Origin of the sequence: Achromobacter spanius, from assembly GCF_003994415.1 — a bacterium.
Lineage (GTDB): Bacteria > Pseudomonadota > Gammaproteobacteria > Burkholderiales > Burkholderiaceae_B > Achromobacter > Achromobacter spanius_C.
Genome location: NZ_CP034689.1, coordinates 6496227 through 6521503, shown reverse-complemented (window position 1 = coordinate 6521503; position 25277 = coordinate 6496227). Strand labels below are relative to the sequence as shown.

Here is a 25277-nt window from a genome sequence, read left to right as displayed (position 1 = left end):
CGGTTTGCCTTATTTCCGGCCAGTGACCAGATTCTTCATCTTGACCCGATGCGCAAGCAGCGCACAGGCCAGGGACAGGACAATACACAAGACCAGGCCGGCCCGCACTCCGTTTAGTACCGTGCCGTGTGAAATCATGATGCCCACCAGCGCGGTACCCAAGGCGCTGCCGATCGCGCGCGTGGTCTGGACCAGCGCCGACGCCACGCCCACGTCGCGGCGTTCGCTCAGCATCTGCATGAAGAGCGTCAGGTTGGGAAGCAGGAATCCCAGCGCGCAGCCGTTGACGAAGAAGGCGGCAAGAATCCACCATGCCGACGTCCCGGGCGAGATCAACAGCACCATCAGCGTGCCGCCCGCCAGCAGCAGGCCGCCGAACACCATCAGGCGTTGTGGTTCGGCCTGCTTGGGAAACATCCGGCCATTGATGATGCTGCCCACCGAAATCGCGGCGACCAGCGGAGTCAGCAGCAAACCCGCTTCGCTGGGGGAATAGCCCAGCACCTGCTGCAACAACAGCGGGCTATAGAAGATCAGCACAAACATCACCGCGCCCACCATCATGGCGGCCAGGTTCAGCAGGCGGGATTCCTGCCCCGCCAGCACACGCAGCGGAAAAATGGGCGACTTTACGCGGCGTTCAGTGGGAATCAGGATGGCGATGGCGGCCACGCCAACCACCGCCAACATGGCGCCCAGCAGGGGATGGGCATGTTCGCCCTGGGCAAAGGCCAGTTCCAGCGCTGCGAGCGGAGCGCCCACGGCCAAGACCAGCAGGATGGCGCCCACCCAGTCGATCTTTCGGCTGCCGTCGTGAATGGGGCGGATACGGGGGAAGTACCGGGCCAGCAGAAAAAATGCGCCGGCCGCTGCAATCGGAGAAATGAAGAACGCCGCGCGCCATCCCAGCGCCTGGGTCGCCGCGCCACCCAGCACCGGGCCGATTCCGCTGGCCATGGCGAAGGCGGCGGACACAAGCGCCATCCAGCGCACCCGCTGCTTGGCATCGGGAAACAGGTCGGCGGGCGCCGCGAAAGCAGTGGCGATCATCATGCCCCCGCCTACCCCTTGCAAGGTGCGGAACACGATCAACTGGGTCATGGACTGCGCCAGTCCACAGGCGATGGAGCCCAGCGCGATGATCAGCACGGAAACCAGCATCAAGGGTTTGCGGCCGAACATGTCGCCCAGCCGGCCAAAGATCAGGATGGACGCCGCGGTGGCCAGCAGATAGCCGGTGCCCACCCAGGCGTAGAGCGCCATGCCGTTCAGGGCCTCGGCCACGCGAGGCAGTGTGGTGCTGATGATGGTGGAATCCAGCGCGGCCAGCACCACCGTCGCCGATACGCCCGCCATGGCCATCAGCAAGTCTCGTCGAGAGCGAGTGGAATCGGCGGCTGGCTGTGTCGGTGGCGGCGGCGGAGTCATGCCGCCTAGGATATCACCGGCCCACTAGGGTTTTCACTTGTAAAACGAGTGATAACCCCAGAAAACCGCGATAACCAATACGACCAACAGCCAAGACCAACGGGAATTGGACAGACCGCGGGGTTCGGGTTCGGGAGGCGGGGGGGAGGCGCGACGCGTGGCTGGGCAGCCATGTGGTCGATGAAGGCGGCAAAGAACTTCTGGATGATTTTGTCGCCCGCTTTCAGCAGCAGGCCTTCTCCGCACTCAGCCAGCTTGCCCCCGGCCATGCCGGCCACGGTGTAGGCGACGCGGGTGCCTTGGTCCTTGGTGCTGAGGTTGACCTGGGCGGTCCCGATGGCCAGGCAGGCCGCGCGGCCCTTGCCTTCGAAGACCAGCGTGCAACTGTCAGGGGCGTTGACGTCCGAGAGCAGGATCTCGCCCTCGTAGTCAGTGTCGATCCCCGCGATGTTGGCCCGCAAGGTGACGGCGTATTCGGTAGCGGACCGTTGCGTCACGTTCACGCATCCCGGTATGCATCGTTGCAACACCGCCGGATCCGTGAGGGAATCCCAGGTTTGGTGCTGGGTGGAGGGAATCCATTGGGCATCTGCAATGCGCATGGTTGTCTCCTTGCTTGGCGTAGTTGTAAGTTCATTTTGGACTTAATCCACGGAAATGCCAACCATACTTCGGCAGGCGCTGCAGGGGACCTGGGTATCCCCATGGCGTAGAGGTAAAATACCGAGTTCCGCCGGTCATAACCCGAGGGGTGGCGGCAATCTACTCTGGCGCGCATTTCCATGAGCATTCTTGTTAGCGGTGGGGCCGGTTTCATTGGCTCGAATTTCGTGCTCGATTGGTTGGGCGACTCTGGCGAACCGGTGGTCACGCTGGATAAGCTGACCTACGCGGGCAATCCCGCCAATCTGGCGTCGCTGAATGGCGATCTGCGGCATGAGCTGGTGGTGGGCGATATCGGCGACACCAAGTTGGTTGAGTCCCTGCTTGCGCAGCACCGTCCGAGGGCCGTGGTCAATTTCGCTGCAGAATCACATGTTGATCGATCCATTCTCGGGCCAGGTGAATTCGTCCAGACCAATATAGTCGGCACCTTCAATCTGCTCGAAGTGGTGCGGACCTACTGGGCCGCGCTGCCGTCTTCGGAACGTGCGGCCTTTCGCTTCGTGCACATCTCCACCGACGAGGTGTATGGCTCGCTCGCACCCGGAGACGCAGCCTTCAGCGAGACGCACCGGTACGAACCCAACAGTCCGTATTCGGCCAGCAAGGCGGCAAGTGATCATCTGGTACGCGCTTACCACCATACCTACGGGCTACCGGTGCTGACGACGAATTGCTCGAACAACTACGGCCCCTATCATTTCCCCGAGAAGCTGATTCCGCTGGTGATCCACAACGCGCTGGGCGATCGGCCGCTGCCGATCTACGGCGACGGCCAGCAGATTCGCGACTGGCTGTACGTCAAGGATCATTGCAGCGCTATCCGTGCCGTGCTGGCGGGCGGCCGGGCAGGGGAGACCTATAACGTGGGCGGCTGGAACGAAATGTCCAACCTTGACGTCGTCAAGACCATCTGCCGTCTGCTCGACGAGCTCAAGCCGCGTACGGACGGCCAGCCGTACGAGGCGCAGATCACCTTTGTCAAGGATCGCCCTGGCCACGACCGACGTTACGCCATTGATGCGCGCAAGCTGGAACGAGAGCTGGGATGGAAGCCGGCCGAGACCTTCGCGTCCGGCATCCGTAAGACAGTGCGGTGGTATCTGGATAATCCGCAGTGGGTGGCGGACGTGACCAGCGGTGCGTACCGCAACTGGATGAAGGTACAGTACGACGTATGAAAATTCTGCTGATCGGTGCCAATGGCCAAGTGGGGCAGGAATTGCGGCGGACGTTATTGCCGCTGGCGGAGGTTACTGCCTGGGGGCGGGAAGACGCCGATCTGGCCAGCCCCGACACCTTGCCGTCGATGCTGGCCGCCTGCGCGCCCGACCTGATTGTCAATGCGGCTGCCTATACGGCGGTGGACCAAGCCGAAAGCCAGCCGGATGCCGCCGACGCGGTCAATGCTGTCGCGGTCGCGGCGTTGGCGGCCTACGCCAGGCAGGCTGGCATTCTGCTGGTGCACTACTCCACGGACTATGTGTTCGATGGAACGCTGGATCGGCCATATCGCGAGACCGACACGCCCGCGCCCTTGAACGCGTATGGGCGTTCGAAACTGGCAGGCGAACGGGCTATCGTTCAGAGCGGCTGCCAGGCGCTGGTCTTTCGCATCAGCTGGGTGGTGTCAGCGACCGGGGCGAATTTCGTGAAGACGGTGCTGCGGCTCGCTGGCAGCCGTGATGCCCTGCGCATGGTGGACGACCAGTTCGGCGCCCCGACGGCCGCCGAACTGGTGGCGGATACGACCGCGCTGGCGATCGTGGCCTACCAACGTGGCGCGCTGGCAGCGGGCGTATACCATCTGACCGCATCTGGCATGACGTCCTGGTGCGGTTTGGCTCGGCATGTCGTGGCTCGCGCTCGCCACAACGGCGTGGCGTTGAAGGTCGACGAACGCGGCATCACGGCGATCAACACGGAAGATTATCCCTTGCCCGCCGTCCGGCCGCGGAATTCCCTCATGGACTGCGCCGCCTTGTCCGAGGCGTTGGGGCTGCAATTGCCCCATTGGACGATTCACGTGGACCGCGTCGTGGATCAACTCACCAAACAGGAAAATCGATCATGAAGCGCAAGGGCATCATCCTGGCGGGCGGATCCGGTACCCGACTGCATCCAGCGACGTTGGCGCTTAGCAAGCAGTTGCTGCCGGTCTACGACAAACCGATGATCTACTATCCCCTGACCACGCTGATGCTGGCTGGCATCAGGGAAATTCTGGTTATTTCCACACCACAGGATATTCCCAGGTTTCAGCAATTGCTGGGTACCGGAGAGCGCTGGGGGTTGGACCTCCAGTATGCGGTGCAGCCGTCTCCCGATGGCTTGGCGCAGGCATTCCTGATCGGCGAGTCGTTCATCGGCGACGACTTGTGCGCGTTGGTCCTGGGCGACAACATCTTCTATGGTCACGACTTTCCGCAACTACTGGGCAGCGCAATGCGGCGTGAGCAGGGTGCCAGCGTGTTTGCCTATCATGTGTTGGACCCGGAGCGCTATGGCGTGGCCGAGTTCAACCAGGCAGGAAAGGTGCTGTCGATCGAGGAAAAGCCGGCGCAGCCGAAATCGAACTACGCGGTCACGGGCCTGTATTTTTATGATCGCCAGGTGGTCGAGCTGGCCAAGCGAATCCGTCCATCGACGCGGGGCGAACTCGAGATCACGGATCTGAACCGTTTGTACCTGGAACAGGATCAACTCAACGTCGAAATCATGGGCCGCGGCTACGCCTGGCTGGATACGGGTACGCATGATTCCCTGCTGGACGCGAGCCAGTTCATCGCTACGCTGGAGAATCGCCAGGGCTTGAAAGTCGCCTGTCCCGAAGAAGTTGCCTACCGCAAGAAGTGGATCGACGGGCCGCAGCTCGAAGCGCTGGCGCAGCCTTTGGCCAAGAATGGTTATGGTCAGTACCTGTTGCGTATTCTGAACGAATCGGTGTTTTGATGAAGGCCACTCCGCTTGCCATTCGTGACGTGCTGTTGATCGAACCCAGGGTGTTTGGCGACGCGCGCGGCTATTTCTACGAGAGTTTCAACCAAGCCGCGTTTGACGCGGCGGTGGGTCGTAAGGTCGAGTTCGTGCAGGATAATCATTCGCGGTCGGCCCGCCACGTGTTGCGCGGGCTGCACTATCAAATCCAGCGCACGCAAGGCAAGCTGGTACGGGTGGTGGAAGGCGAAGTGTTTGACGTGGCCGTAGACCTGCGCAAGTCGTCGCCCACGTTCGGGAAATGGGTCGGCGCGGTCCTGTCCCAGGAAAATCGGCAGCAGCTATGGGTGCCGGAAGGCTTCGCGCATGGTTTTGTGGTGTTGTCGGATTACGCCAGCTTTCTTTACAAGACGACGGACTATTACGCACCGGAGCACGAGCGCAGCCTCAAATGGGATGACCCGTCGATTGGCATCGACTGGCCATTCGAGGGTGTGCCGGCCCTGTCGGCCAAGGATCAGGCCGGGGTGGTCTTGGCTGAAGCTCAGGTGTTCGACTGACTGGCCGCGGTTTCCGAACGTCCGGCGCCCAGGCGTATGGCCGCGGCGACCAGCGGCAAATAGGCAAGCACGGCGAACGCCCACTGCCATTTAGGCCAGGCGACGCTGGCCGCTGCCAGGGGCGCCAACCACAATACATTCACGGCCAGCACAAGGCAGGTGACTCGGCGGTGGCCACGCTTGCGCGGTCCATGCCAACGGCGTGCAAGGTGCTGATAGGCATGGCTGCGATGGGCCTGCAACCAGCGCTCGCCTGCCATCATCCGGCGCAATAGCGTCGACGTGGCATCCGATACGAATACGGCGGCAAGAATCAACCATGTCGTCAGCGGCATCCAGCCTGCCGAGGCCGACAGCAGGGCAAGTGCGAACAGAGAGAAGGCCAGGAATGTGCTGCCCACGTCACCCATGAATATCTTTGCCGGAGGCCAATTGAATGGCAGAAAACCGGTGATCGCACCCACTAACGCCAAATTCCAGAGCCAGATGGGATGGCTGTCGGGAACAGCGGGCGCGACGACTGCGGTCAGTACGGCACCCCCCACTGCCATGAACAGAGCCTGGACACTGGCCAGGCCATCCACGCCGTCCATGAAGTTGAACAGGTTGACCCACCATATTCCAATAAACAGTAGCGGGGCCAGTTGCATAGCGCCACTCAGTGACCAACCGCCCGGCAGGACCAATGGTGGCAACGGGGGCAACACGATCAGGAGCGTGGCGCATACCCCAATCTGTACCAAGAAGCGCACGCGTGCTGAAACAGGCGCGACATCATCGCGGAAGCCGACCAGGGCCAGGATGCCGCCGGCGCCAGCGAGCGCTACCCACGCTTGCGGCTGCGCGCTTTGCGTCGCGATCCACAATCCGGAGACGACACCGGCCACCGCCATACCCGCGCCGCCGCCTCCTGGTGTGGGCACCTCGTGCGACGAGCGCTGATTGGGCGCCTGGATCAGGCCCAGCCGGGCTGCGAAACGCAGCGTCAGCACGGTGACGAGACCGGAGAGCAGCAGCGCGGCGCTCAGGAGGATAAGGCCTGGATTCATGCCGGGATGTCGTTTGGTGAAAGATGGAAGGGGCGAGGGCGGAAACCAAGGTCCTGGCGGGCGGCGGTATAGTCGAACACCATATCGCGGTTCATCCGTTCCGCCATGGCGGGCGACCATTTCCGGAAGCGAGGTAGCACGCGCGCAAGGCATACCGCGATTCGAAACATGAACAGCGGGATGGCGATCATTCGTACCGGTCGGCCCAGGGCCTCGAAAATTCGTGCCACCATCTGGCGATAGGGCAAGGTCTCGCCACCGGACAGGTTGTAGGCTTGATCGGCGGCCGCAGGCGAGGTCAATGCCGCGACGCAGGCGCTGGCAATATCCAGAGCGTGGACGGGTTGGCGCAGCCCCTGAGCGGGTCCCAAGAGTGGAAACAGCGTAGTGCGCTGTATGAGGCGGGCAATCTCGGAGACGTTTTTGTCTTGGCCGAAGCCGTAGATCAGCGTTGGTCGCAAGATCACCCATTCGATATTGCGGCGTTCAGCCCATTGCCGCACTTGTTCTTCCGCTTGCGTGAGCCGCTGTGCTACAGCGTTTTCCTCGTCGTCGCTGGAATCGATCTTGGTGAATCGGCTGGTCGAGGACAACGCCACGACCCGGCGCGCGCCACAGGCTTCCAGCGCCGCGAAATACTGAGGCAGTGTCCAGATGGGCGCCAGGCACAACCACCAAGGAATCTGCGCCTCGTCAGAGGCGAGCACGGGTGGCATCAGGCGCCACGGAATGCCCGTCACGTCCAGGCCGGACGGGCGTGGACGACGGGAATACACACACGCATGCCATCCGGACGCCGCCAGTAGCGGCAGCACGGCTTGCCCGACCAGACTCGATCCGCCCAGAACGGCGACGCGGCGGCCATCAGCCATTCTTGCGTCCCTGGATACCGAACCATCGGCACAGCGTGTGGTACAGCGAGACTAGCGAGAAACGCAGCCATACGCCGGCGGTGACGAGCCACATCAAGGCGCCTGGATACTGGTGACTGAAGAACTTGTGGTAGAACCGCATCATGCCGCGGTGCTTGTGCCATTCCACGAATACGGGTCGTGACCGGCTGCAGACTCCCTTATAGTGCAGCACCTTCGCGTCCGGCACGAATAGAATCTTCCAGTGTGCCCGCCAGAACCGCATGCACCAGTCCAGATCTTCGCAGTGCATGAAGTACTCCTCGTCCAGTAGGCCGACTTCGTCGAGCGCTTCACGACGGGTGAACATGCACGCGCCTGAGATGGCCTCGACTTCGATCGGGGCGGGTGGCAACGGCTGCTTGTGCAGGTGGAAATCGGTGAAGAGTTTCGGCCAACGCTTGGCAAGTCGGGCCAGGCCGAATGCCCGCACAAAGGAACGCCACGGCGTGGGCACGGCGCGCCGGCCACCGGCCTGCTCGGTGCCGTCCGGATTGAGCAGCAGGCCGCCGACCATGCCCGCCCTGGGATCTGCTTCGCACACCGCCTGCAGGCGCGCGAGCGCGCCAGGCTGCAGTTCACAATCCGGATTCAGAAACAGTAGATACTTGCCCTTGGCTGAGTGGGCTCCGCGATTGCACGCTTTGGCGAAGCCCTGGTTGTCGGGGTTGCGTAGGATGACTAGATTGTCGCGACCGGCGCAGCGTTGTTCGAGGATGGCCAGACTGTCATCCGCGGATGCGTTGTCGACCACGATGATTTCCTGCACGTCATCGATAGCTGACAAGACACAGGCCGCCAATCCTGGGCCGGCGTTGTAGTTCACGATGATGATCGAAGTAGGGCTTTTCATTTGTAGTGCGCGCTGTCTGCGCGCTAGTCTTTATACGGTTTCTTATTCAGTACGCGGAGCAGTTGCAAGGGCGCGATCAAGCGGTTGCGCTGCAGGACCCGGCGCTTGCGCCAGATTTTTGGTAAGCCGCGAATGGCATCCCATTTGGCGCGCATGACACCCCGAAAGTTGCCACGCCGGACATACCGCGCGATTCCAAGCATGTTGAGCGCGATATGCAGTGGCAGGAAGAGCCAGAACAGGTACCCCGGCATATTCTTGGCAAACGTCCAGACCAGATTGCGCTGTCCATGATAAATATAGAACTCGCTTTGTTTTCCGGTCACGGCCGAGCCAGCATGCAATACGGTCGAACCGGGTACGCCCAGGCAGCGATGGCCCGCTAGGCGCAGCCTGAAACCGAGGTCAACATCTTCCATATAGCAAAAAAAATCTTCGTCAAACCCGCCGGCGGCAAGAATAATATCTCGCCGGTATAGTGCGGCCGCCGCGCAGGGTGCAAATATCTCACCGTTATCCGTGGAATAGGCGGTGGCCGGCCGATTGATACCGCTACGCCACGCATAGCCGCTGACGTGATAGCAATCGCCATTGCCATCGAGCAAGGCCGGATTATCTGCTCGCAGCAGGCGTGAGCCAAAAAAGGCAAACTGCGGATAGTCGAGGGTGGCCTGCGCCAGCCGCGCCAACCACTCAGGATGCGGCACGGTGTCCGGATTCAGCAGTGCAATCCATTCGCAATCACCCACGTGGGCGAATCCCAGGTTATTGCCAGCGGCAAAACCCAGGTTGCCAGCCGCTTTGACGTAGACCAGATTGGTGTGATGCGCCAGTCGCGCGACGTCGTCGGGAGATTCGTTGCCATTGTCGACGACAACGATGCGCATGGGCGGCATAGTCTGTGTCATCAGGGCTTCCAGACAAGGGTGCAGCAGGTCCCAGCAGTTGAAGGCGACGATTACGACGGAGCAGCGCGGCGCCCCGGGCATTCCGGTGGCGGCCCCGGCAAGAGCGAAGGTGTTCATGGCCGAGAAGATTCCGGGGCTGCTGGCGACGCCGTGCCAGCGGTGAGCAAGTCGATCAGCTCGGCAAGGCGTGCGGGCGCCAGGGCGTCCGGACGAAAGTCGAAATACATCCGGATCTCCTGTCGTTCGGTATCTAACATCGCATGGTACTGGGCTGGGTTTGCCAGTGTGTCCAGAAGCGTATCGAATTCTTCCCAAGTGGTGAATTTGGTGCCGGGCAGCGAGGAGAACAGACGCTGGTCATATGGCGAACGTACCGAAATTCCCGACATCAGGCAGATACGCCCACGTGCGATGCTCTCCACGGCGGCGGACGAAATATTGGTGACGCAAAGCCACACACGTTCGACCAGCGCGCTTAACTCGATGTCGACATGTAATTGCAGCCCAGGTACATCTTGCAGCCTTTTGTAGGCTGCCACGTCATCGGCGGGGTGCAATTTGATGTGCAGGATGGCTCCCTTCGGCAAGCGCCGGTCGAGCACACCGCGTAGCTGCAGGAGTTCCTCAATCTGCCTCTCATGGGCATGAGCATCTCCCATCCCACTTAGGAAGTTGGTGCAGAAATACAGCACGTCGCGGGTGTCGAACACGCCTGGTTCGGTATGGGAGATATCCAGGCTGGGATGACCGGTGATATGTACCGTGGTGCCCGGACTCGGCTGCCTGTCGGACAGAATTTTGGCCCATCTTTCGCCATGTGCGGCGATATGGTCGCATCCACCCATGCCATACGGAACACGGCCCAGTTGTGCTCCACCCAGAGCTAGCCATGCCTTGGTGCGTAGCAAATGCAGGCGGCCTCGCCAATCGAGCGAGAATTGGTCGGAGACGAAACCGTCCTGGACGAGTAGAGTCGGAATGCGCAAGGATTGCGCTGCGGCGATCGCGGCGCGTTCGAGATGGCCTGTATCGTTGCCCAGCACCAGGAGTCTTGCTTGGTTGCGAACCAGCATCTGCCTGAAATCTCGCATACCATCACGTCGCGCGGCCAAAGCGCGCTTCATCGTGCGGACCAGACGCGACCCATCGTCGGCACGAATGGTGGAGATCTGCTCCATCGGCAGATCCAGACGCTGGGCCGCGACGGCCGAGGCGACGTTTCCGTGAATGCCGCGATAGAAACTGTCCAGCGACACCATGACCGGCTGCAATTTTCCCTGTTCCAGCAAGGTGCGCAAGGTCGGCGTGAACAGTTTGACGTGCAGCGCACTGCTACAGGCAAAGAGGATATGGGGAAGCGGTTTCATAGCGGCCGCGCTTTCATTTGCTGCACAAGATAACGTGCCGCAGATGGGCCGTCGCCGGCGCACCATTGATTCGAAAACTCACGGCTTGCGGAGTGAAATTGATCAGGGGGGGCGTCTAGCAGGGCCTGTAATGCTCGCTCTATCTGATCGGGGCGGGTCACGTAAGGCAATGGCGGCGTGGCGATCGAGAAACCAGTGAACTCTGGGGTGCCCGCCAGATTGATGAGCAGGACAGGCCGGTTGGCGTTAGCCGCTTCCAGAAGTACGGTGCTGGCCTTGCCCACAATCACGGCGGCCTGGGCCAGCTCAGTAGCCAGTTCCGTTTGCGTGCCCGAAACCACGCGGACGTTCGGTAAGCCCTCAAGCATGCGCTCGTAGTCTTCGGGAACATGGCGCGGGTGGGTTCGCACCACCAGATCAGCCCCCCGCGGTAGATGTCGGGCGAGGGCGCGAAGTGTGAAGGCTTCCTCCTCCACGGTCATCAGGTACGGACAGACCAGCGCATTGGCGCCGGTCAAATACAGAATGCGCGGGGGGAGGCTCTGTCCGTCTGCGGCAGGTCGGCCGACCGGTTAAATCCCATGATATCCAAGCGTTGTGCGGGCAGCGCGTAGCGCAACAGCGTATCGCGGTACCCGGGGCCCCACACAAAGAAGCGATCCGGGATCAAGCGTGTATCGGATTCCAGGGCGGGCAGGTAAAAGCCGGCATTGGTGACGCGTTGCGGGGTAATGATGCCGCCTTGTACGCCCCAGAGCTCTCCGCCGGCCTGGTGTACCGCCAACGCCAGCGAACGGCCCAGGTTGGAAAAGGATTCCACGGCGAGGACGCGGCCGATGCGCTCGTGCGCAACGAAGCGCTGTGCGATCGCGGAATGCAGCGCACCCGCGGCCAGCAATGACGGCATCAGTTCGGCCAGCGCTGCGCGTACCAGGGGATAGAACTCCATGCCGTCGGCCGAGAACAACGCCTGGAACGCGGGCTCGGTGTCCCAGGTGGCAAAGCGGGCCTGGAAGTCGCGCCGGGCTCGCCAGATGGCTCGCATGTCGGCGAAGCGGGCGTACGTATACCAGGGACGGTATTGGCCTGTCAGGATGGCGCGCCAGGCATGCAACTGCTGAGCCAGCGCACCGCCGCCAGCGCGCGCCGGGTGCAGGCCCGTCTTTACGTAGTCGGGAAACTCGGCACGGATCTCCGCTTCGATATGATCGTAATAGACATCGCTGATGAACTGCTTTCCGTCCTTGCCAATGAACGTCTTGGTCATGTCACCAAGCGAGCAGAATAGCGCTAGCCGTCTTTTGTTCGAGCGGCGGCCTTCGATTATTCGGCGCAATGTCATCAGGCCTTTGGCGATGACTAGGGTGTCCAAGCGGCGCCAGATCCCTGCCAACTTGCCGGGTGGCCGCAATGGTTGCGGCGCAGCCTCGTGCGAGGTCCAGACCGGATTGAGCCGGACGCCGGGTAGCTGCGCGAGTGCGGCGGCGATCGCATGCCCCTGTGGCGCGAGAATATTGATCGTGGCGCCGGGATGATTCCGGCTTATCTGCCGCACCAGGAACAGGTGCAGAATTGACTCGAAAATGCCGCCGCGAATTTCAAACAGCGAGTCGTGGCACAGGTTCCAGAGGGATGGCGTGTCTGCGTCGAACAGCGTGGTGAATCCGCTGGCGCTGGCGCGTGCACGCTCAGGCAGTGTGGCCAGCCACGACAGCGCGGCGGTGGCTGCGCTGTCGAAGATGACGTCGCAATCGCGATATAGATACCGGGACGTCAAGCCGGCCTGGGCCAGCGCCGCCTCTGTCTCGATGGAATCCGTGTAGAAGCACGACGTGTCAGCGAAGCCGTCGCGGGCGTCTCGCCACGGTGCAGGATCGAGGACGAAGGTAATAGAAGGGGTGGTCATCATGCGTCAGATCTTGCGGACTATAGATCCGCGCTGGCCGTACCCTGGCGGACGCCCGCTTCCTGCAGGATGAGTGCGGTGATCCGCGATGCCGCTTGTCCGTCGCAGGGGCCGAAAATACGCTGCGCGAGCTTGCGCGCCGCCTCGACCGACTCACGCCGCACCGCCTCGTGCTCGAGCAAAGGCCGAAGGGCGGCCTCTAAATCCTGTGGCTGGTCGACAAAGGGCATCATGCCGCGATAGTTCTCGACATGGGGAAGGTCGAAGTAATAGCGGGACTCGGGGTAATTCAGAAGCACGCACGCATTGCCGGCTACCGTGGCCTCGCCAAGGATCGACGAGAAGGTACCGACAATCCAGTCGGTCACCGCCAACAGGTCGGCATTGCCCAACACTACATCCTGGGGTGCGATCCAGATGCGGTCGCGGTTCAGTGTGGCAATTTTCTCGATCAGCGGCATATCGTCGCTGGTCCAGGGCTTCATAATGATGCGGAAGTTAAATTCCTGGCCGAGGCGGCACAGGGTCGAGATCGTGTCGATGAAGTGGTCATCGCGTAGCAGCAAGGTATCGAGCACCTTCGACTGGCCGGTGAACATCAGATAGCGGCAATCGGTTGGGAGCTTGAGTCGCTTGAGCCTCGCGTTACGGCTTTCCTCGCTGTGCGCGCGCAGTCGTGCGTGCTTGTCGACGCGAGCGTACCCGGTTACGACCAATTGGTCTTCGCGGTAGCCGAAATCCAGGAACTGTTCCTTATGCATGTCACCCCACAGTGCAATCTTGTGCGGGGTGGCGAAGCCTAGGGGGTTGGTGACGCTGTAGTAGCCGAAGCGCTTGTGATCCAGCGCATGCAGGTAGGGCCCAAGCGCCTGCTGCACGCCCACGACGCGGCATCCTGAGAGCAAGGCGGCGGTGGTCAAGGGGCGGAACACACCTTCCCAGTTATACATGAACAAGGCCTTCGGCTTTATCTTGCGCAGCACCCGCAGATAGGCGTCGAACTCCGCCAGGCGCACGGTCAGAATTTCCACCAGCACGGGCAGCGTCAGATAGCCGCCGATTACAGGCCGGCTGATCTCGAATACTTCGTGCAGCGCCCGCAGGAAGGGGGGCGGCAGCGACTTAAGAGTGAGCGGAGGCAGCGCTGAGCGTAGGAAGTCCCAGCCCTCGGTCGGTACGTCGACATCCCGCTTGGCATGCACTGAATAGCGGTCACCCAGAGCCTCGTGAGTCTGTTCGATGACGTCTTCTGCATACGGCAGCACCGCGGTAACGCCGTCGTCACCTATATCCACATGGCGCCGCAGGTTTTCGAGCTCTATGACGCTGAGTACATCCGCGCGCCGTTGCTGCGCCAACCAGAGGCCACGGTAGAGGTCACGCGCCGTGCGCTGCATCCAGTCTCGGAAATCCTTCAGCGACTGCCGATTCGCGATCGAGCGGGCCGTCTTGATGTCGAAACGTAGGCGGGCGCGTTCGGATTTATTCAGGCCCTTGATGGGCGCCGCCATGACCGGTAGCCGGCTGTACAGGCTGCCACCCAGGGACACCCAGCCTTGGTCGCCGTGGGCGGCTGCGGCCTTGCGCAATGCTTCCTGGCGGCGTATGGCAAGGTAGGCTGGTTCCTGGAAGGCGATCTCCAGGAACCACCATGCGCTGATGCCTTGGTACGTGAAAGATTGATATATCGGCTTGCCGGTGGTCTTCAACACCGTTGCGGACAACTCTGCTACCCAGTCGCGCGCCTTGGCTCGTGCTGAATCGGCGGGATCGGTCGGACCGAACTCGGAGATGTGCCGGACGTCGGGATCGCCATGAAACCCCCCCATCGACCTTGCCTCGACGCAGATTGGCGCGTTTACGAAACCCTCGCAGGCCTCGCGGATCTGCGTGGCGGAAAGTACGCCCTGTACAAAAACCAATGGCTTGGGGCCGCTGCCAGGGGACAGGGGCGATTCTGGCTGGACCGTCGGTGCGTTCATTAGTGGCGCGCCGTGTCTGCAAACCCGCTGGTCTGCATTTGTTGCTGGATGGCCATGTCCAGGGGATTGAAATCCGTACCGGGGCTGGCATCGCCCATGTGCAACACATTGAGGTAATGCGAGATGACTTCCTGGGGGTCCCCGTAAGCCTTCATCTTGCCACCCGAGATCAGCACCGCCTTGTTGCAGCGCTGGGCAACGAACGGCATGCTGTGGGTGACGATGATCACGGCCTTGGCGCGGTCGATCAACTGACTCATGCGGTCGGCGGCCTTTTTCTGAAACTTGATGTCGCCCGCGCTGAGCAATTCATCCAGCATCAGCAAGTCTGGCGACACGCTGGTCGCCAGGGAGAACACCAGACGCCCCTTCATGCCGTCCGAGTAGTACTTGAAGGGCTTGTCGATGGCGGGACCCAGCTCGGAGAATTCCCAGATTTCATCGAACAGCTTGTCCAACTGCGCCTTGGACAAGCCCATGAAGGTGCCGGCTAGATAGATGTTCTCGCGGCCGGTGAGTTCGTTGCGCGCACCCAGTCCTGCGCTCAACAGCAGGTGGTGGGCACGCAGGATGATCTCGCCTTTGTGGATAGGCAGCAGGCCTGCCACCGCTTTCAGCAGGGTACTTTTGCCGGCGCCGTTGGCACCAACGATACCGACGATGTCGCCGGGAAAGACGTCGAAATTGACGTCATCAAGCACCAGGAACCGCTCCCTTCCCGATCGCTTGATCAGCGAACTCAGTGCAAAGCGCTTGTTCGGCGTCAGCATGAACTGTGCCGTGAGGTGATTGACGGAAAGAATGGGCGTGGGCAGCGAGCCTTCGTGTTCCTTGGTCCATTGCGCCGCCCGGTCGGGCGACACCCAGTTCAGCAGCGTGTCATAAATCCATTCCTGTACGCCGTGCTTGGTCAACTGCGTTTCGAGCAGCGCCAGGATCTTGTCTTCGATGCCGGACAGCCACTTCTCATCCACACCTTTGAGCAGGTGATACACCTTGCTGGTATCGCCGCTGTCAATCAGTTCGACGGCGCGGGTGGCGAACAGGGGTCGGTCTTCTCCGAACGGCTGCAGGACCGCGGAGGGCGTATGCTGGATCTCGATGCCATGGATATAGCCACCCAGATCGGGACCCGGGTCGCCCAGCAGCCGTATGGCCAAGCGGTCGAAATCGCGGTGTCCCGCGCGTTGCTTGCTCTTTTCGAGCACGCCATTGACGTACAGACGCGCCGAGGTGTCGTTAACTACCAGGGAGTACAGCTTTAGTACCCGCGCATTGCAGGCAAACACCACGCCATCGTGGATGAGGGAGACGTTGGAGTTACTGAAGCGGATGCTCTCGCTCCCATTGGCACCTTCCAGCGCGAGGTAGAAATTGTCGCCGATGTTGCTCGGGAAGCTGGCCAGGAAGTGAACAGCATAGCTGCCGCCGGCCGGCAGGTTCGAATACTCGAGCGAAATCCTCTGTGCGCCGAGCGTGACGAGTTCGACCCCCGGCCCTGGCCGCGCCGTGCCGTTACCTTCCTGGGTGAAATGCTCCAGCCATTCCTGCCCGCGAGACATCGCCCAAGTTCTGAAGATGCGGCTGGCGCCAGTCTGTGTAGCTTGCGCCTCCAGATAGGCGTCCAGCAGGGCAGGCGAAGTGTCGAAATCGCCAAGCGCGCGGAACAGGTCGGCGGGCAGCGCCTCGCCGTGCGCCACATTCGCGCAGGCTTGTGCGGCGGTTGTGAAAAAGCCGTTGTCCGCCGTTTCCAAGATGGCGTGCAGCGACGCAGGAAGAATTTTCGATTCGAGACTCATGATTCGCCTAGCGCCTTACAGGAACGCGAAGAAATAGTAGCGCGCCCAGTTAAAAACGCGGATTGCCAGCACACAGAGCACCGAGGACACGCCGAGGATCAACCACAGTGGGCCGGTGGCCGGCGCAATACCGTCTATTAAGATGTCGCGATAGGCGGGCAGGATGTGGGCGAACGGATTGAGCATGTAGATCCAGAGATACTGCTCGGGAATCTTGGATACCGGATAGATACCGGGAGACAGGTACCACCAGATGCCGGTCACGGCGTACAGCACACCGCTCAGGTCCTTGATGAAGGTGCCAATCACGGCGAATACGACCGTCAGGAAGAGCATTAGCGAGAATTGCGCCGCGACCACCAATGGCAGGTAGACATACGCAGTAGTCGGGAACGCTCCATGCCATCCGAGGAACACCGCCAGCACGATGAAGGACATCAGGAAGAAGAATGTCTCGGTGGCCATAAAGCCCAGCACCACCATGATGACCGGGAAGCGTGTCTGCTTGAGCACCGCGCCATAGCCGATGATACTGAGCGGCGCGCCGTCAATGGTGCGCGAGAACCACCGCCAGAACACCACTGAAGTCAGGATAAAAAGGAACTGACGCTGTTCTCCGCTGTACGTGAAGATAACCGTGGTGATGAAGAAGTAAAGCACGGCCATGACAATGGGCTCGAGCAGCAACCAAGCCTGGCCCAACGCCTTGTCGAAGATACGGGTGCGAGCCTCGGAACCCACGATGAAGCGGATCCGTTGCAGATCGATGCCGAGTTGGTGAAGGCGTTCCTTCCATGCGGGCTTGCGCTCGACGATACCTTGCGGCGTTACCTTGAGTACGAAACTGTCAGGTGCGGGCTGGGGACTCAGCGCGCGCCATTGCTTATTGATCATTGCTGTAAATCCTGTTGATGCTCATAGTGGAAGCAGGCTAAGCAGAGCTGCGTCTACCAGGCCGTCCAGCCACCGTCGACGACTAGGTTCTGTCCGTTGACGTAACTGGAGGCGTCGGCGGCCAGGTACATGACGGCGCCGATCATTTCGTTAGCCTGTGCCATACGGCCCATCGGGACACGGGCGGAGTAGCGCGTGTCGAATTCCTCGTTCTGGCCCGACGACACGCCGCCAGGAGTGATGCAGTTCACACGCACGCCCTTGGGGCCCCAGTATGTCGCCAGGTATTTCGTCATTGAGACGATGGCGCCTTTGGTGGTCGAGTAGATCATCGGGGTATTGATGGCGCCGCCCAGGTCGGCATACCAAGAACCTTCGTAGATGCGCTGGTCGGGGCCGACGAGCCCATAGATGGAAGAGACATTGATAATGCTGCCCGAACCCCGTGCGGCCATCGACGGTCCCAGTTCGCGAACTGTCAGAAACAGTGCATTGACGTTCACCGCCATTACCGCGTTCCAGGTCTCCAGCGAATAGGACTCTAGAGGTGCGAAGAAGCCATCGGCCTTGGCCGCCGCATTATTCATCAGCACGTCGACATGGCCAAAAGTATCCAGGATACGCTTGGCCCAATCCTTGATCGAGGCTTCTGAGCTCAGGTCCACGGCCATGCCGACGACCCGCGAGCCGGTTTCGGCGGCAAGCGTCGTTGCCAGCTTGTCGCAGTCTTCCTGGCTGCGGTCGGCGATGATGACCGTAGCACCCAGTTCGGCCATGGCGCGGCAATAGCCACGGCCGAGAATGCCGACGCCGCCGGTAATCACGGCGATCTTGTCGTTCAATTTGAACAGTTCAGTGGCGGTAGTCATGTCGAAAGTTCGATCTGGCAAAGGAAAAGACGGCAGGGTCCGAGCTGGGCCACTGCCGGGGTGTCAATACAGATGCGTCGGGCGACGGCCCGGGCGCCTTGTGGGCGCGGATTCGCGGTCTTGGGCCGACGGTTCGTGATCGCCAACCCCTATTTGGAGTTGGCGGGCACGTGGGGATGCCGTTCGATGGCTTGCGGTACTAGTTGTACTTGCGGAAGACTGGCTTGACTACGGGGCCGGTCAGCAGGCCTTCGACGCTGCCTTTGTCGATGGCGTTGGCGACGACCTTCAATGCTGCATCCATCGCTTCCAGCGTGCGGTCCACTTCTGCCTGGCGATGCGAGGCCGAGATGGCGATGTAAGGGATCAGCACACCCTGACGGATGGTCTCCTGCAGGAACAGCGTACGCAGGGCCATGTCCACCTTACCGGACGCATCGTAGAACGCGTACCAGGGGCTGATTTCCACTCCGGCCATCTTGGCGCGTTCGCCAATGCCGTATTGCTGGGCCGAACGGTTGAAGCCAGCAGTCAGCTGTTTGCCGACATTCCAGTTCTCTTCGATGATCGACGTGTCACGCAGCAGCTTGATGGTGGTCAATGATGCGGCCAGCGAATGCGTTTCCGCACCGTTGGTGGTCGACAACAGGAATACGCGGGGATGTGGGTGATCCAGGCCGCCGCGTTCCATGATGTCGCGCCGTCCCACCAAGGCCGACAGCGAGAAGCCGTTGGCCATGGCCTTGCCGAACGTGGCAAGGTCGGGCGTCACGCCATAGAAATGCTGGGCGCCACGCACATTCCAGCGGAAGCCACTGATGATTTCGTCGAACACCAGCACTGCGCCATGCTGGGTAGCCAGCTCGCGCACACGCTCCAAGAAACCCGGCACCGGCGCGGACGTGGCTGCTGCCTCCAGGATGATGCACGCGACCTTGCCATTGTTCTCTTCAAGCAGGCGCTCCAAAGCCTTGGCGTCATTGAACGGGAAATGGCGCGTCAGGTCCTTCGAACTCTGGGGGATGCCGGCGTCCATGGCGGTATCGCCGATGAACCAGTCATCCACGCTGAAGAACGGGTGGTCGAGGCAGCGGATGATCATGTCGCGGCCGGTGAAGGCGCGCGCCAGGCGGACTGCGGCGGTGGTGACGTCGGAGCCGTTCTTGGCGAACTTGACCATCTCGGCGCAGGGTACCAAGTCCACCAGCAGTTGGGCGAGTTCGGCTTCCAGCGGCGCGGGCCGCGTGAAATTGACCCCGTTCTCGAGCTGCGTCCGCACGCTGTCGAGCACCGGCTCGTAGGCGTGGCCCAGGCAGACCGAGCGCAGGCCCATGCCCCAGTCAAGGAACTGGTTGCCATCTAGGTCCCATGCTTGGGATCCCTTGCCGCGCGTGATGAAGCCGGGCGACAGTTCAGGGAACTGGTCGTCGCCTTTGCTGTAGGTATGACCGCCGCCGGGAATCAGCTGGTTCGCGATCTTCCCATAAGCTTTGCTCTTTTCGAATTGCATGGAGTTTTCCTCGCTGGAGCCTAGGCGGCGACTCGCCGGCCTGTCTTTGCCGATTCCTCGGCGCGATACAGCAAATCCAGAATCTTGATGTCGTCCCGGAGGGTGTACGTCGGTGCCGTCTTGGACTGGATACAAGACAGATAGGTACGGATTTCCTCAATGTACGGTTCTTCGGGATTGATGTACTTTGATTCCACGGTGCCCAGGCCCACCGATTCTTCCGTCCATTGGCCAGTGGCGGCGCTGTAGACGCGGATGCGTTTAGCGCTGTCGTCCCACTCCAGCGTGCCTTCTGAGCCAGTGATACGCAGGTGGCGTACCGCCGAGCGACTGAGCACATCGACGATCAACTGGCCCAGCGCGCCAGACTCATGCCGGGTTTGCAGCATGTAGATGTCATCGATGGCGGCCGGCATGTCCGAACGCTTGGCGTGGCGCCCGTCGATGTCGGTCACGGCGCCGAATAGGGGTTCCAGCCAGACCATCTCGAACGGGACGATTTCGCGGCAACCGCCAGTTTCCGGGTTCGAGACGTAGAAGTCGGTGATCGGCTCCCAAGGGTGCCAATCAGGCAGATACTGGCCGCTCTGGTACTGCCAGGCGAGCACCTTGCCGATGGCGTCGGACTGGACCAACTCACGTACGCGACGCGGGCCGGCGAAAAAGCGCATGGTGCACGATGGAAATGCGACCAGCTTCTTGCTGTCGACTTCCTGCGCCAGCTCTTCCAGGCCCTCGGCCAGCACGCTGGCTTCGATGAACATGTGCTTGCCCTGCGCGGCAGCCTTCTGCGCATAGGGCAGATGGTGGTCAGGCGGCGTCGAGATCACGAAGGCATTGGTGGCGGCGACGTCTTCATCCCGCAGCGTCGTGTGGGCCGTGATGCCGTATTTGGTGCGCGCCTCTTCCGCGCGATCCTCGCGCTTGTCCACGCCAATGATATCGCTGGGCGAAATGCCATTGGCGAGCAGGTTGCGCACCCGGCGCTTGCCCATGGATCCAAGACCTACAACTAGAAGCTTCATTGATCTATCTCGCGATTACTTGAACTTTACGGGAGCTGCCTTTTGCAGGTGGTTCTCGTACTTCACTTGGGCACTGGCGTTGAGAGTGGCGAGGTCGGGCCTGCGGTTGACCAGTAGGTCCATCAACTCGAAGCTGGAGAAGTCCGTGCGGTTGTCGAAGGCTTTGACGACTTCGCACACCAGCGCATAGTCTTCCTCGTAGTCGAGCGTCAGTCGGATGCCGGGATGATTCAGCGCGGCGTCCTTGACGGCTATTTCCTTGGCGCGGAACTTGCCCGAGCCGATGAAATAGCCGCCCCAGACTTCCGTGTCCAGTTCATCTTTGAGTTCCAGCACGCGTGCCAGCGCGGTGGTGGTCAGGCCAGTCGAAGCGGCGCCTAGCGGCAGGCCGGACAGGTAGACGCAGTCTGCGTCGCCCTGACGCAGCGCTTCGGCGACCATTGTGATGGCCTCGGGGAAGCAGAAAGGATCGTCACCATCCACCACCACAACCGCGTCCAGACCGTATTGCTTGGCGGTCTGGTAGTAGCGGTCGAGCTTATCTTCTTCGCTGCCACGGAAGGCCGCAAAGCCTTCCTTCTTGGCCAAGTCCGCCAGCACGGCATCGTCTTTGTGTGTCGACGTTGACAGGATGACGGCGTCAATTCCCTTGGCCATCGCCAACCGCTCCAGCAGGCGCGCCGTCAGCGGCTTGCCAGCCACGTCCAGCAAGACCTTCTTGGGCAGGCGGGTAGCCTTTTCCCGTACGGAAAGTAGGCAGCCGATCTTCACACCAAATCCTCCAGCGCGATGCCGTCATTCTCGACCAGGCTAGACTTGGTAGTGCGACCGATGACGGCATTTAATTGGGCCGGGCTCATGCCGACGTCGCCGCGCTTGAAGGTGATGTCGGCGCGGGTCAGCACCGTGCCCGAGGCGATCGGACGCGCCGCTACCATGCGCTTGCGCGATACCGAGCGGTAGCGCTCGGCGGCAGGCGACAGGGCCGTCCAGTTTTCCTGGCCCAGGGCGATTTCACCGGCGCGCACGTAGGCGACGAATTCCTTGAAATCGCTCGGGTTCAGGGCAGCCTCGAAATCCTCGCCCTTTTCCGCACGATCCCAGGTGATGTGCTTTTCCAGGCAGCTTGCGCCCAGCGCCAACGCCAGCATGGGGATGGCCTTGGCGATGGGGTCTGCGCCGTCGATGTGGTCGGCCAGACCGACCTTCACGCCGAACAGCTTGCCCATCGTCTGCATTTGCTGGACGTTGGTGTCTTCGAGCTTGGTCGGATAGTTCTGGAAGCCGTGCAGCACGGTCACTTCGCCGCCGCCATTGGCCTTGAAGATGTTGAGCGCATTTTCGACTTCGCCAATGGTGGCACCACCGGCGCGGAACAGCGTAGGGCGACCGGTCTTGGCCAGCGCGTGGATGAACTCCTCTTCCACAAAGGCGGCGGCCGTCAGCACGTAATACTCGGGCTGCAGTTGAGCTTCACAGAATGCCAGGCTGGCCTGGTCATTCGCCATGACGCACAGCGCGATGCCCGCGGCGCGCGCTTCCTTGGCGAAGCGGACCCAATCGTCGTTCGACGGATTGATATCCTGCAGGTACTTGTAGACCTGCATGTGTTCCTTGCCAGCCGACACACGGCCCTCGCCGCTGCCATAGTGCGGAACCATGTACGTGGGCAGGTCGGTGATGTGGATGCCGATAGCGTCCGCGCCCGCGTCCTTGGCGGCCTTCATGATGCCGATGGCCTTATCGATCGAGCCGTCGTGAGCCCAGGCCATTTCCGCAACGATGAGAGTGTGTTGGTTTGCCATGATTCAATATCCAGGGGGAAAAGTGCTTCCGATGTCTAGTCGGGAAAATAAAGCTCGGTGTTACTGAAAAACCCGGCTGATATCCGAGTTCGCCTTTTGGTAGTCAGGCAGCCGCCCGATATCAAGCCAATAACCATGGACTTGATATACGCGCGACCGCATCTTGTGGTCGATCATTTGTTCGAACAGCGTGGGCATGTCGAAGAACTGGTCTTTCGGCACCAATTCGAGTGCGGCCGGCGACAGGACGTAGATGCCAGCGCTGATCAGCGACTTGTGGGCCGGCTTTTCCTCGATATGCGAAATATCACCACCCTGCTCGTGCACTACGCCATAGGGAATCTGGAATTCATATTCGCTGACGCCCATGGTCGCTACCGCTTCGGTGTCCACATGCATATCGAGCATGTGCGAATAATCGATATCGGCCAACAGGTCACCGTTGGCCACGATCAGCGGTTCGGTGGGCATCTCGGGGATCAGGCTGAGCGCGCCGGCGGTACCCAGGCGCTTGTTCTCGCGCAGGTAGCGAATCTGCGCACCGAACTTCTCGCCATCGCCGAAGTGGTCTTCAATGACTTCGGCCATGTAATTTACCGCGAAATAGAAGTTCTTGAAGCCCTGGTCCAGAAAGTTGCGGACGATGGTTTCCAGTAACGGCTTATCGCCCACCTTCAGCATCGGCTTGGGGGTGGATTTGGTCAGTTCGCCCAATCGCGTTCCCAGGCCGCCGGCCATCAATACCACCCAGTTCTCGCGGCAGGCAGGCAGCAGATAGTCGTCCAGCACCTCCAGGCCGACAACACGTTGGGCGTTGTCGACGATGGGCATCTGGTGCAGCTTCAGCCGGCGCATGAGCGCCACGCTGACGTCCCGGCTGTCAGCGGCGCTGACAGCGTGGGGGGTGCGGTTCATGCACTTGTCGACCGTGTCGGGCAGGGACAGACCCTTGAGAAAACCGCGGCGGATGTCGCCGTCCGAAAGGGTGCCCAGCAACTTGCCGTCGTCGTCCACGACAATGGCAAGTTGGGCGCCAGCCGCGTCGATCTTTAACATTGCTTCGCGGATCGGGGTGCTGGGTTGCACCAGCAGGGTCTTCCAGTTTTTCATGTCTTTTCCATTGGTCTTGCGGGCACGCCAGCTAGCCGGGACCGCGTAGCGGCATCGCGCACAACCACGGCGCCCGCGGCGACCAGGCAATGATCGCCCAGGGACACACCTTGAATGATGGTGGCACCAGCGCCGATATGGCAGTTTTCGCCGACTGTAACGCCGCCCGAGAGAGTCGCGCCGGTCGCCAGGTGGCTATGTACGCCGATCGTGCAGTCATGGTCGACAATCGTGCCCGTATTGATAATCGTATTGGCGGCGACGGTCGCGCCCACCTGGACCACCGCGCGTGCCATGACCTGGCAGCCTTCACCGATCGAGGCGTGTTCGGAGACGGTGGCGCTGGGGTGCACGATAGTGGCGAAGCGATAGCCTTGCGCCTTGAATTTCAGGAATACGTCGCGCCGCAGCGTCGAGACGCGGGTCGTGCCCAGGCCGTTTGCCAGCAGCACGGATTGCGGTTCATGCCTTTTCAGCACGTCATCATTGCCTAGAACCGGAGCGCCGCAGCGCGTCGTGCCCCAGGCGGCAGGATCGTTGTCGGTGAAGCCGAGCACCGGTCGTCCCGCAGCCTGCAGCGCGTCCGCGACCACGCGTCCGTGTCCACCTGCGCCAACAATGATGATGGGCAACTCACGCATCCAGGATCTCGTCCGCGGCATATTGGCGGTTAGCAGGAGTACCGGACAACTGCCAGTAGAGATACGGCGACACTCCGTTGCCGGGGCGCTTGCAGGCCAGCGCCAGCGGTTCTCCAGCTGCCACGTTCCGGGCCAGCACCAAGCTCTTGCGTGCAACGATCTTATTGCGGGATTCGGAAGCCGTTGGGCGCTTGATGCCGTCGCCCAGACAGACTTCGATATCCCGGATGGCCGAAACCATCGCGGTCAGCTCAGTGGGTTCTAGCGACGCCTTGTGGTCGGGGCCCGGCAACTCGCGATTGAGTGTGAAGTGTTTTTCTATGATGGTCGACCCACGCGCCACGGCGGCGATCGGGATGTGGATGCCGACGGTGTGGTCGGAATAGCCGGTTTCCAGGCCGAATGCAGCCCTGAGTGTTTCGACGGCGCGCAGATTCACTTCGGCAATGGGCGCGGGATATTCGGTGGTGCAATGCAGGACCGCGACGCGTGCCTTTAGGGCGGCTTGGCCGGCGTCGGAGGCGTATGCCGCGTCGAAAGCCGCCGGTCCGGGCGGGGCATCGACTGCTGCGACGAAGCCGAACGCCAGCACGCCCAACGCGGCTTCGACCTCGGACAAGGCGCACATACCCGTCGAGAGGATGACGCGTTGCGAGGCGCGGGCGATTTCCAGAAGGAAGGGCGCGTTGGTGATATCGCCGGACGAAACCTTAATGGTGGTCAGGCCTAAGCGACCGGTCAGGAGATCAAGGGTGGTGCTGTCGAACGGCGTCGAGAGGAACTCGATGCCGCGGGTTTTGGCGTGGGCAATCAGTTTCAGGTGTGCGGCTTCGTCAAGTTCGAGCTTCTTAAGCATGTCGAACTGGCTTTCCGCGCTGGATGTGGTGCGTGTCTGATAGTGCGCCTTGGGAGCCACCTTCGAGGCCAGTTGCGCGGCGCGGAAGGTTTGGAACTTGACTGCGTCGGCGCCGGCCGACGCGGCGGCGTCGATTAGCTGTATTGCCATATCGAGCGAACCATTGTGGTTCACTCCCGCTTCGGCAATGATAAATGTCTTCAT

General features: G+C 61.3%; 23 protein-coding genes and 1 pseudogene. 4 read left to right on the top strand and 20 right to left on the bottom strand.

The annotated features are described in order from the left end of the window. Positions 1–9: 9 nt before the first annotated feature. Positions 10–1362 carry an MFS transporter gene (locus ELS24_RS29925; protein ID WP_050446098.1) on the bottom strand — a complete coding sequence of 451 codons (1353 nt, stop codon included), beginning with the start codon at positions 1360–1362 and terminating at the stop codon, positions 10–12. A gap of 99 nt (positions 1363–1461) precedes the next feature. Then, positions 1462–2030: pseudogene (locus tag ELS24_RS29920) on the bottom strand (SRPBCC family protein). Positions 2031–2210: 180 nt separating this feature from the next. On the opposite strand from ELS24_RS29920, the gene rfbB reads away from it, so the two are divergent. The 4 genes from rfbB to rfbC are packed head-to-tail and all read left to right on the top strand — an operon-like array spanning position 2211 to position 5588. Further along, positions 2211–3272, top strand: a complete 1062-nt coding sequence (gene rfbB, locus ELS24_RS29915; RefSeq protein WP_127186148.1) for a dTDP-glucose 4,6-dehydratase — start codon at positions 2211–2213, stop codon at positions 3270–3272. Next, entirely contained in the window at positions 3269–4165 is an 897-nt protein-coding gene (rfbD, locus tag ELS24_RS29910; RefSeq protein WP_127186147.1) for a dTDP-4-dehydrorhamnose reductase, read from the top strand. The genes rfbB and rfbD overlap by 4 nt, the downstream gene beginning before the upstream one ends. Further along, positions 4162–5043 carry a glucose-1-phosphate thymidylyltransferase RfbA gene (rfbA, locus tag ELS24_RS29905; protein ID WP_127186146.1) on the top strand — a complete coding sequence of 294 codons (882 nt, stop codon included), beginning with the start codon at positions 4162–4164 and terminating at the stop codon, positions 5041–5043. The genes rfbD and rfbA overlap by 4 nt, the downstream gene beginning before the upstream one ends. Then, positions 5043–5588: a dTDP-4-dehydrorhamnose 3,5-epimerase gene (rfbC, locus tag ELS24_RS29900; RefSeq protein WP_127186145.1), complete on the top strand. Its 546-nt coding sequence runs from the start codon at positions 5043–5045 to the stop codon at positions 5586–5588. The genes rfbA and rfbC overlap by 1 nt, the downstream gene beginning before the upstream one ends. On the opposite strand, the gene ELS24_RS29895 is transcribed toward rfbC, so the two are convergent. The 18 genes from ELS24_RS29895 to neuB form a co-directional block, all read right to left on the bottom strand. Beyond that, on the bottom strand, positions 5573–6637 hold the full coding sequence (locus ELS24_RS29895) for an MraY family glycosyltransferase (protein WP_127186144.1): 1065 nt from the start codon (positions 6635–6637) through the stop codon (positions 5573–5575). The genes rfbC and ELS24_RS29895 overlap by 16 nt on opposite strands. Continuing rightward, positions 6634–7509: an NAD-dependent epimerase/dehydratase family protein gene (locus ELS24_RS29890; protein ID WP_127186143.1), complete on the bottom strand. Its 876-nt coding sequence runs from the start codon at positions 7507–7509 to the stop codon at positions 6634–6636. Before ELS24_RS29890 ends, ELS24_RS29895 begins: the two co-directional genes overlap by 4 nt. Next, on the bottom strand, positions 7502–8401 hold the full coding sequence (locus ELS24_RS29885; protein ID WP_127186142.1) for a glycosyltransferase family 2 protein: 900 nt from the start codon (positions 8399–8401) through the stop codon (positions 7502–7504). The genes ELS24_RS29890 and ELS24_RS29885 overlap by 8 nt, the downstream gene beginning before the upstream one ends. Positions 8402–8424: 23 nt before the next feature. Then, complete coding sequence (locus tag ELS24_RS29880) at positions 8425–9426, bottom strand: glycosyltransferase family 2 protein (RefSeq protein ID WP_205736946.1); 1002 nt, start codon at positions 9424–9426, stop codon at positions 8425–8427. Next, positions 9423–10676 (bottom strand): hypothetical protein, encoded by a 1254-nt coding sequence (locus tag ELS24_RS29875; RefSeq protein ID WP_127186141.1) that lies wholly within the window; start codon positions 10674–10676, stop codon positions 9423–9425. The genes ELS24_RS29880 and ELS24_RS29875 overlap by 4 nt, the downstream gene beginning before the upstream one ends. Continuing rightward, positions 10673–11194, bottom strand: coding sequence for a hypothetical protein (locus ELS24_RS29870; protein WP_127186140.1), 522 nt, complete (start codon positions 11192–11194; stop codon positions 10673–10675). The genes ELS24_RS29875 and ELS24_RS29870 overlap by 4 nt, the downstream gene beginning before the upstream one ends. Continuing rightward, positions 11191–12585 (bottom strand): hypothetical protein, encoded by a 1395-nt coding sequence (locus ELS24_RS29865; protein WP_127186139.1) that lies wholly within the window; start codon positions 12583–12585, stop codon positions 11191–11193. Before ELS24_RS29865 ends, ELS24_RS29870 begins: the two co-directional genes overlap by 4 nt. 17 nt (positions 12586–12602) lie before the next feature. After that, positions 12603–14564, bottom strand: coding sequence for a hypothetical protein (locus tag ELS24_RS29860; RefSeq protein WP_127186138.1), 1962 nt, complete (start codon positions 14562–14564; stop codon positions 12603–12605). After that, the gene (locus ELS24_RS29855) at positions 14564–16363 is read right to left on the bottom strand and encodes an ABC transporter ATP-binding protein (protein WP_100853821.1); all 1800 of its coding nucleotides are present in this window, start codon (positions 16361–16363) and stop codon (positions 14564–14566) included. The genes ELS24_RS29860 and ELS24_RS29855 overlap by 1 nt, the downstream gene beginning before the upstream one ends. A gap of 15 nt (positions 16364–16378) precedes the next feature. Further along, positions 16379–17257, bottom strand: a complete 879-nt coding sequence (locus tag ELS24_RS29850; RefSeq protein ID WP_127186137.1) for an ABC transporter permease — start codon at positions 17255–17257, stop codon at positions 16379–16381. A gap of 53 nt (positions 17258–17310) precedes the next feature. Then, a complete protein-coding gene (locus ELS24_RS29845) occupies positions 17311–18126 on the bottom strand; it encodes an SDR family oxidoreductase (protein WP_127186136.1) in 816 nt (271 codons plus the stop codon). A 199-nt stretch (positions 18127–18325) separates the two neighbouring features. After that, positions 18326–19636 (bottom strand): glutamate-1-semialdehyde 2,1-aminomutase, encoded by a 1311-nt coding sequence (locus ELS24_RS29840; protein ID WP_127186135.1) that lies wholly within the window; start codon positions 19634–19636, stop codon positions 18326–18328. A 20-nt stretch (positions 19637–19656) separates the two neighbouring features. Further along, on the bottom strand, positions 19657–20661 hold the full coding sequence (locus ELS24_RS29835; protein ID WP_127186134.1) for a Gfo/Idh/MocA family protein: 1005 nt from the start codon (positions 20659–20661) through the stop codon (positions 19657–19659). Between the two features lie 15 nt (positions 20662–20676). Further along, positions 20677–21432, bottom strand: a complete 756-nt coding sequence (locus tag ELS24_RS29830; RefSeq protein ID WP_100853825.1) for a cytidylyltransferase domain-containing protein — start codon at positions 21430–21432, stop codon at positions 20677–20679. Further along, positions 21429–22466: an N-acetylneuraminate synthase family protein gene (locus tag ELS24_RS29825; protein ID WP_100853826.1), complete on the bottom strand. Its 1038-nt coding sequence runs from the start codon at positions 22464–22466 to the stop codon at positions 21429–21431. The genes ELS24_RS29830 and ELS24_RS29825 overlap by 4 nt, the downstream gene beginning before the upstream one ends. Positions 22467–22526: 60 nt before the next feature. Further along, entirely contained in the window at positions 22527–23576 is a 1050-nt protein-coding gene (locus tag ELS24_RS29820) for a nucleotidyltransferase family protein (RefSeq protein ID WP_100853827.1), read from the bottom strand. Further along, on the bottom strand, positions 23573–24217 hold the full coding sequence (locus tag ELS24_RS29815; protein WP_127186133.1) for an acetyltransferase: 645 nt from the start codon (positions 24215–24217) through the stop codon (positions 23573–23575). The genes ELS24_RS29820 and ELS24_RS29815 overlap by 4 nt, the downstream gene beginning before the upstream one ends. Then, on the bottom strand, positions 24210–25277 hold the full coding sequence (gene neuB / locus ELS24_RS29810; protein ID WP_127186132.1) for an N-acetylneuraminate synthase: 1068 nt from the start codon (positions 25275–25277) through the stop codon (positions 24210–24212). Before neuB ends, ELS24_RS29815 begins: the two co-directional genes overlap by 8 nt.

Coding starts and splice junctions, on each gene's coding strand:
- ELS24_RS29860 (WP_127186138.1), bottom strand. CDS start 14,564: ATGAACGCACCGACGGTCCAGCCAGAATCGCCCCTGTCCCCTGGCAGC.
- ELS24_RS29815 (WP_127186133.1), bottom strand. CDS start 24,217: ATGCGTGAGTTGCCCATCATCATTGTTGGCGCAGGTGGACACGGACGC.
- ELS24_RS29820 (WP_100853827.1), bottom strand. CDS start 23,576: ATGAAAAACTGGAAGACCCTGCTGGTGCAACCCAGCACCCCGATCCGC.
- ELS24_RS29890 (WP_127186143.1), bottom strand. CDS start 7,509: ATGGCTGATGGCCGCCGCGTCGCCGTTCTGGGCGGATCGAGTCTGGTC.
- ELS24_RS29840 (WP_127186135.1), bottom strand. CDS start 19,636: ATGCAATTCGAAAAGAGCAAAGCTTATGGGAAGATCGCGAACCAGCTG.
- ELS24_RS29925 (WP_050446098.1), bottom strand. CDS start 1,362: ATGGCCATGGCGGGCGTATCGGCGACGGTGGTGCTGGCCGCGCTGGAT.
- ELS24_RS29825 (WP_100853826.1), bottom strand. CDS start 22,466: ATGGCAAACCAACACACTCTCATCGTTGCGGAAATGGCCTGGGCTCAC.
- rfbB (WP_127186148.1), top strand. CDS start 2,211: ATGAGCATTCTTGTTAGCGGTGGGGCCGGTTTCATTGGCTCGAATTTC.
- ELS24_RS29845 (WP_127186136.1), bottom strand. CDS start 18,126: ATGACTACCGCCACTGAACTGTTCAAATTGAACGACAAGATCGCCGTG.
- rfbD (WP_127186147.1), top strand. CDS start 3,269: ATGAAAATTCTGCTGATCGGTGCCAATGGCCAAGTGGGGCAGGAATTG.
- rfbA (WP_127186146.1), top strand. CDS start 4,162: ATGAAGCGCAAGGGCATCATCCTGGCGGGCGGATCCGGTACCCGACTG.
- ELS24_RS29850 (WP_127186137.1), bottom strand. CDS start 17,257: ATGATCAATAAGCAATGGCGCGCGCTGAGTCCCCAGCCCGCACCTGAC.
- ELS24_RS29865 (WP_127186139.1), bottom strand. CDS start 12,585: ATGATGACCACCCCTTCTATTACCTTCGTCCTCGATCCTGCACCGTGG.
- ELS24_RS29855 (WP_100853821.1), bottom strand. CDS start 16,363: ATGAGTCTCGAATCGAAAATTCTTCCTGCGTCGCTGCACGCCATCTTG.
- neuB (WP_127186132.1), bottom strand. CDS start 25,277: ATGAAGACATTTATCATTGCCGAAGCGGGAGTGAACCACAATGGTTCG.
- ELS24_RS29835 (WP_127186134.1), bottom strand. CDS start 20,661: ATGAAGCTTCTAGTTGTAGGTCTTGGATCCATGGGCAAGCGCCGGGTG.
- ELS24_RS29880 (WP_205736946.1), bottom strand. CDS start 9,426: ATGAACACCTTCGCTCTTGCCGGGGCCGCCACCGGAATGCCCGGGGCG.
- ELS24_RS29875 (WP_127186141.1), bottom strand. CDS start 10,676: ATGAAACCGCTTCCCCATATCCTCTTTGCCTGTAGCAGTGCGCTGCAC.
- ELS24_RS29895 (WP_127186144.1), bottom strand. CDS start 6,637: ATGAATCCAGGCCTTATCCTCCTGAGCGCCGCGCTGCTGCTCTCCGGT.
- rfbC (WP_127186145.1), top strand. CDS start 5,043: ATGAAGGCCACTCCGCTTGCCATTCGTGACGTGCTGTTGATCGAACCC.
- ELS24_RS29885 (WP_127186142.1), bottom strand. CDS start 8,401: ATGAAAAGCCCTACTTCGATCATCATCGTGAACTACAACGCCGGCCCA.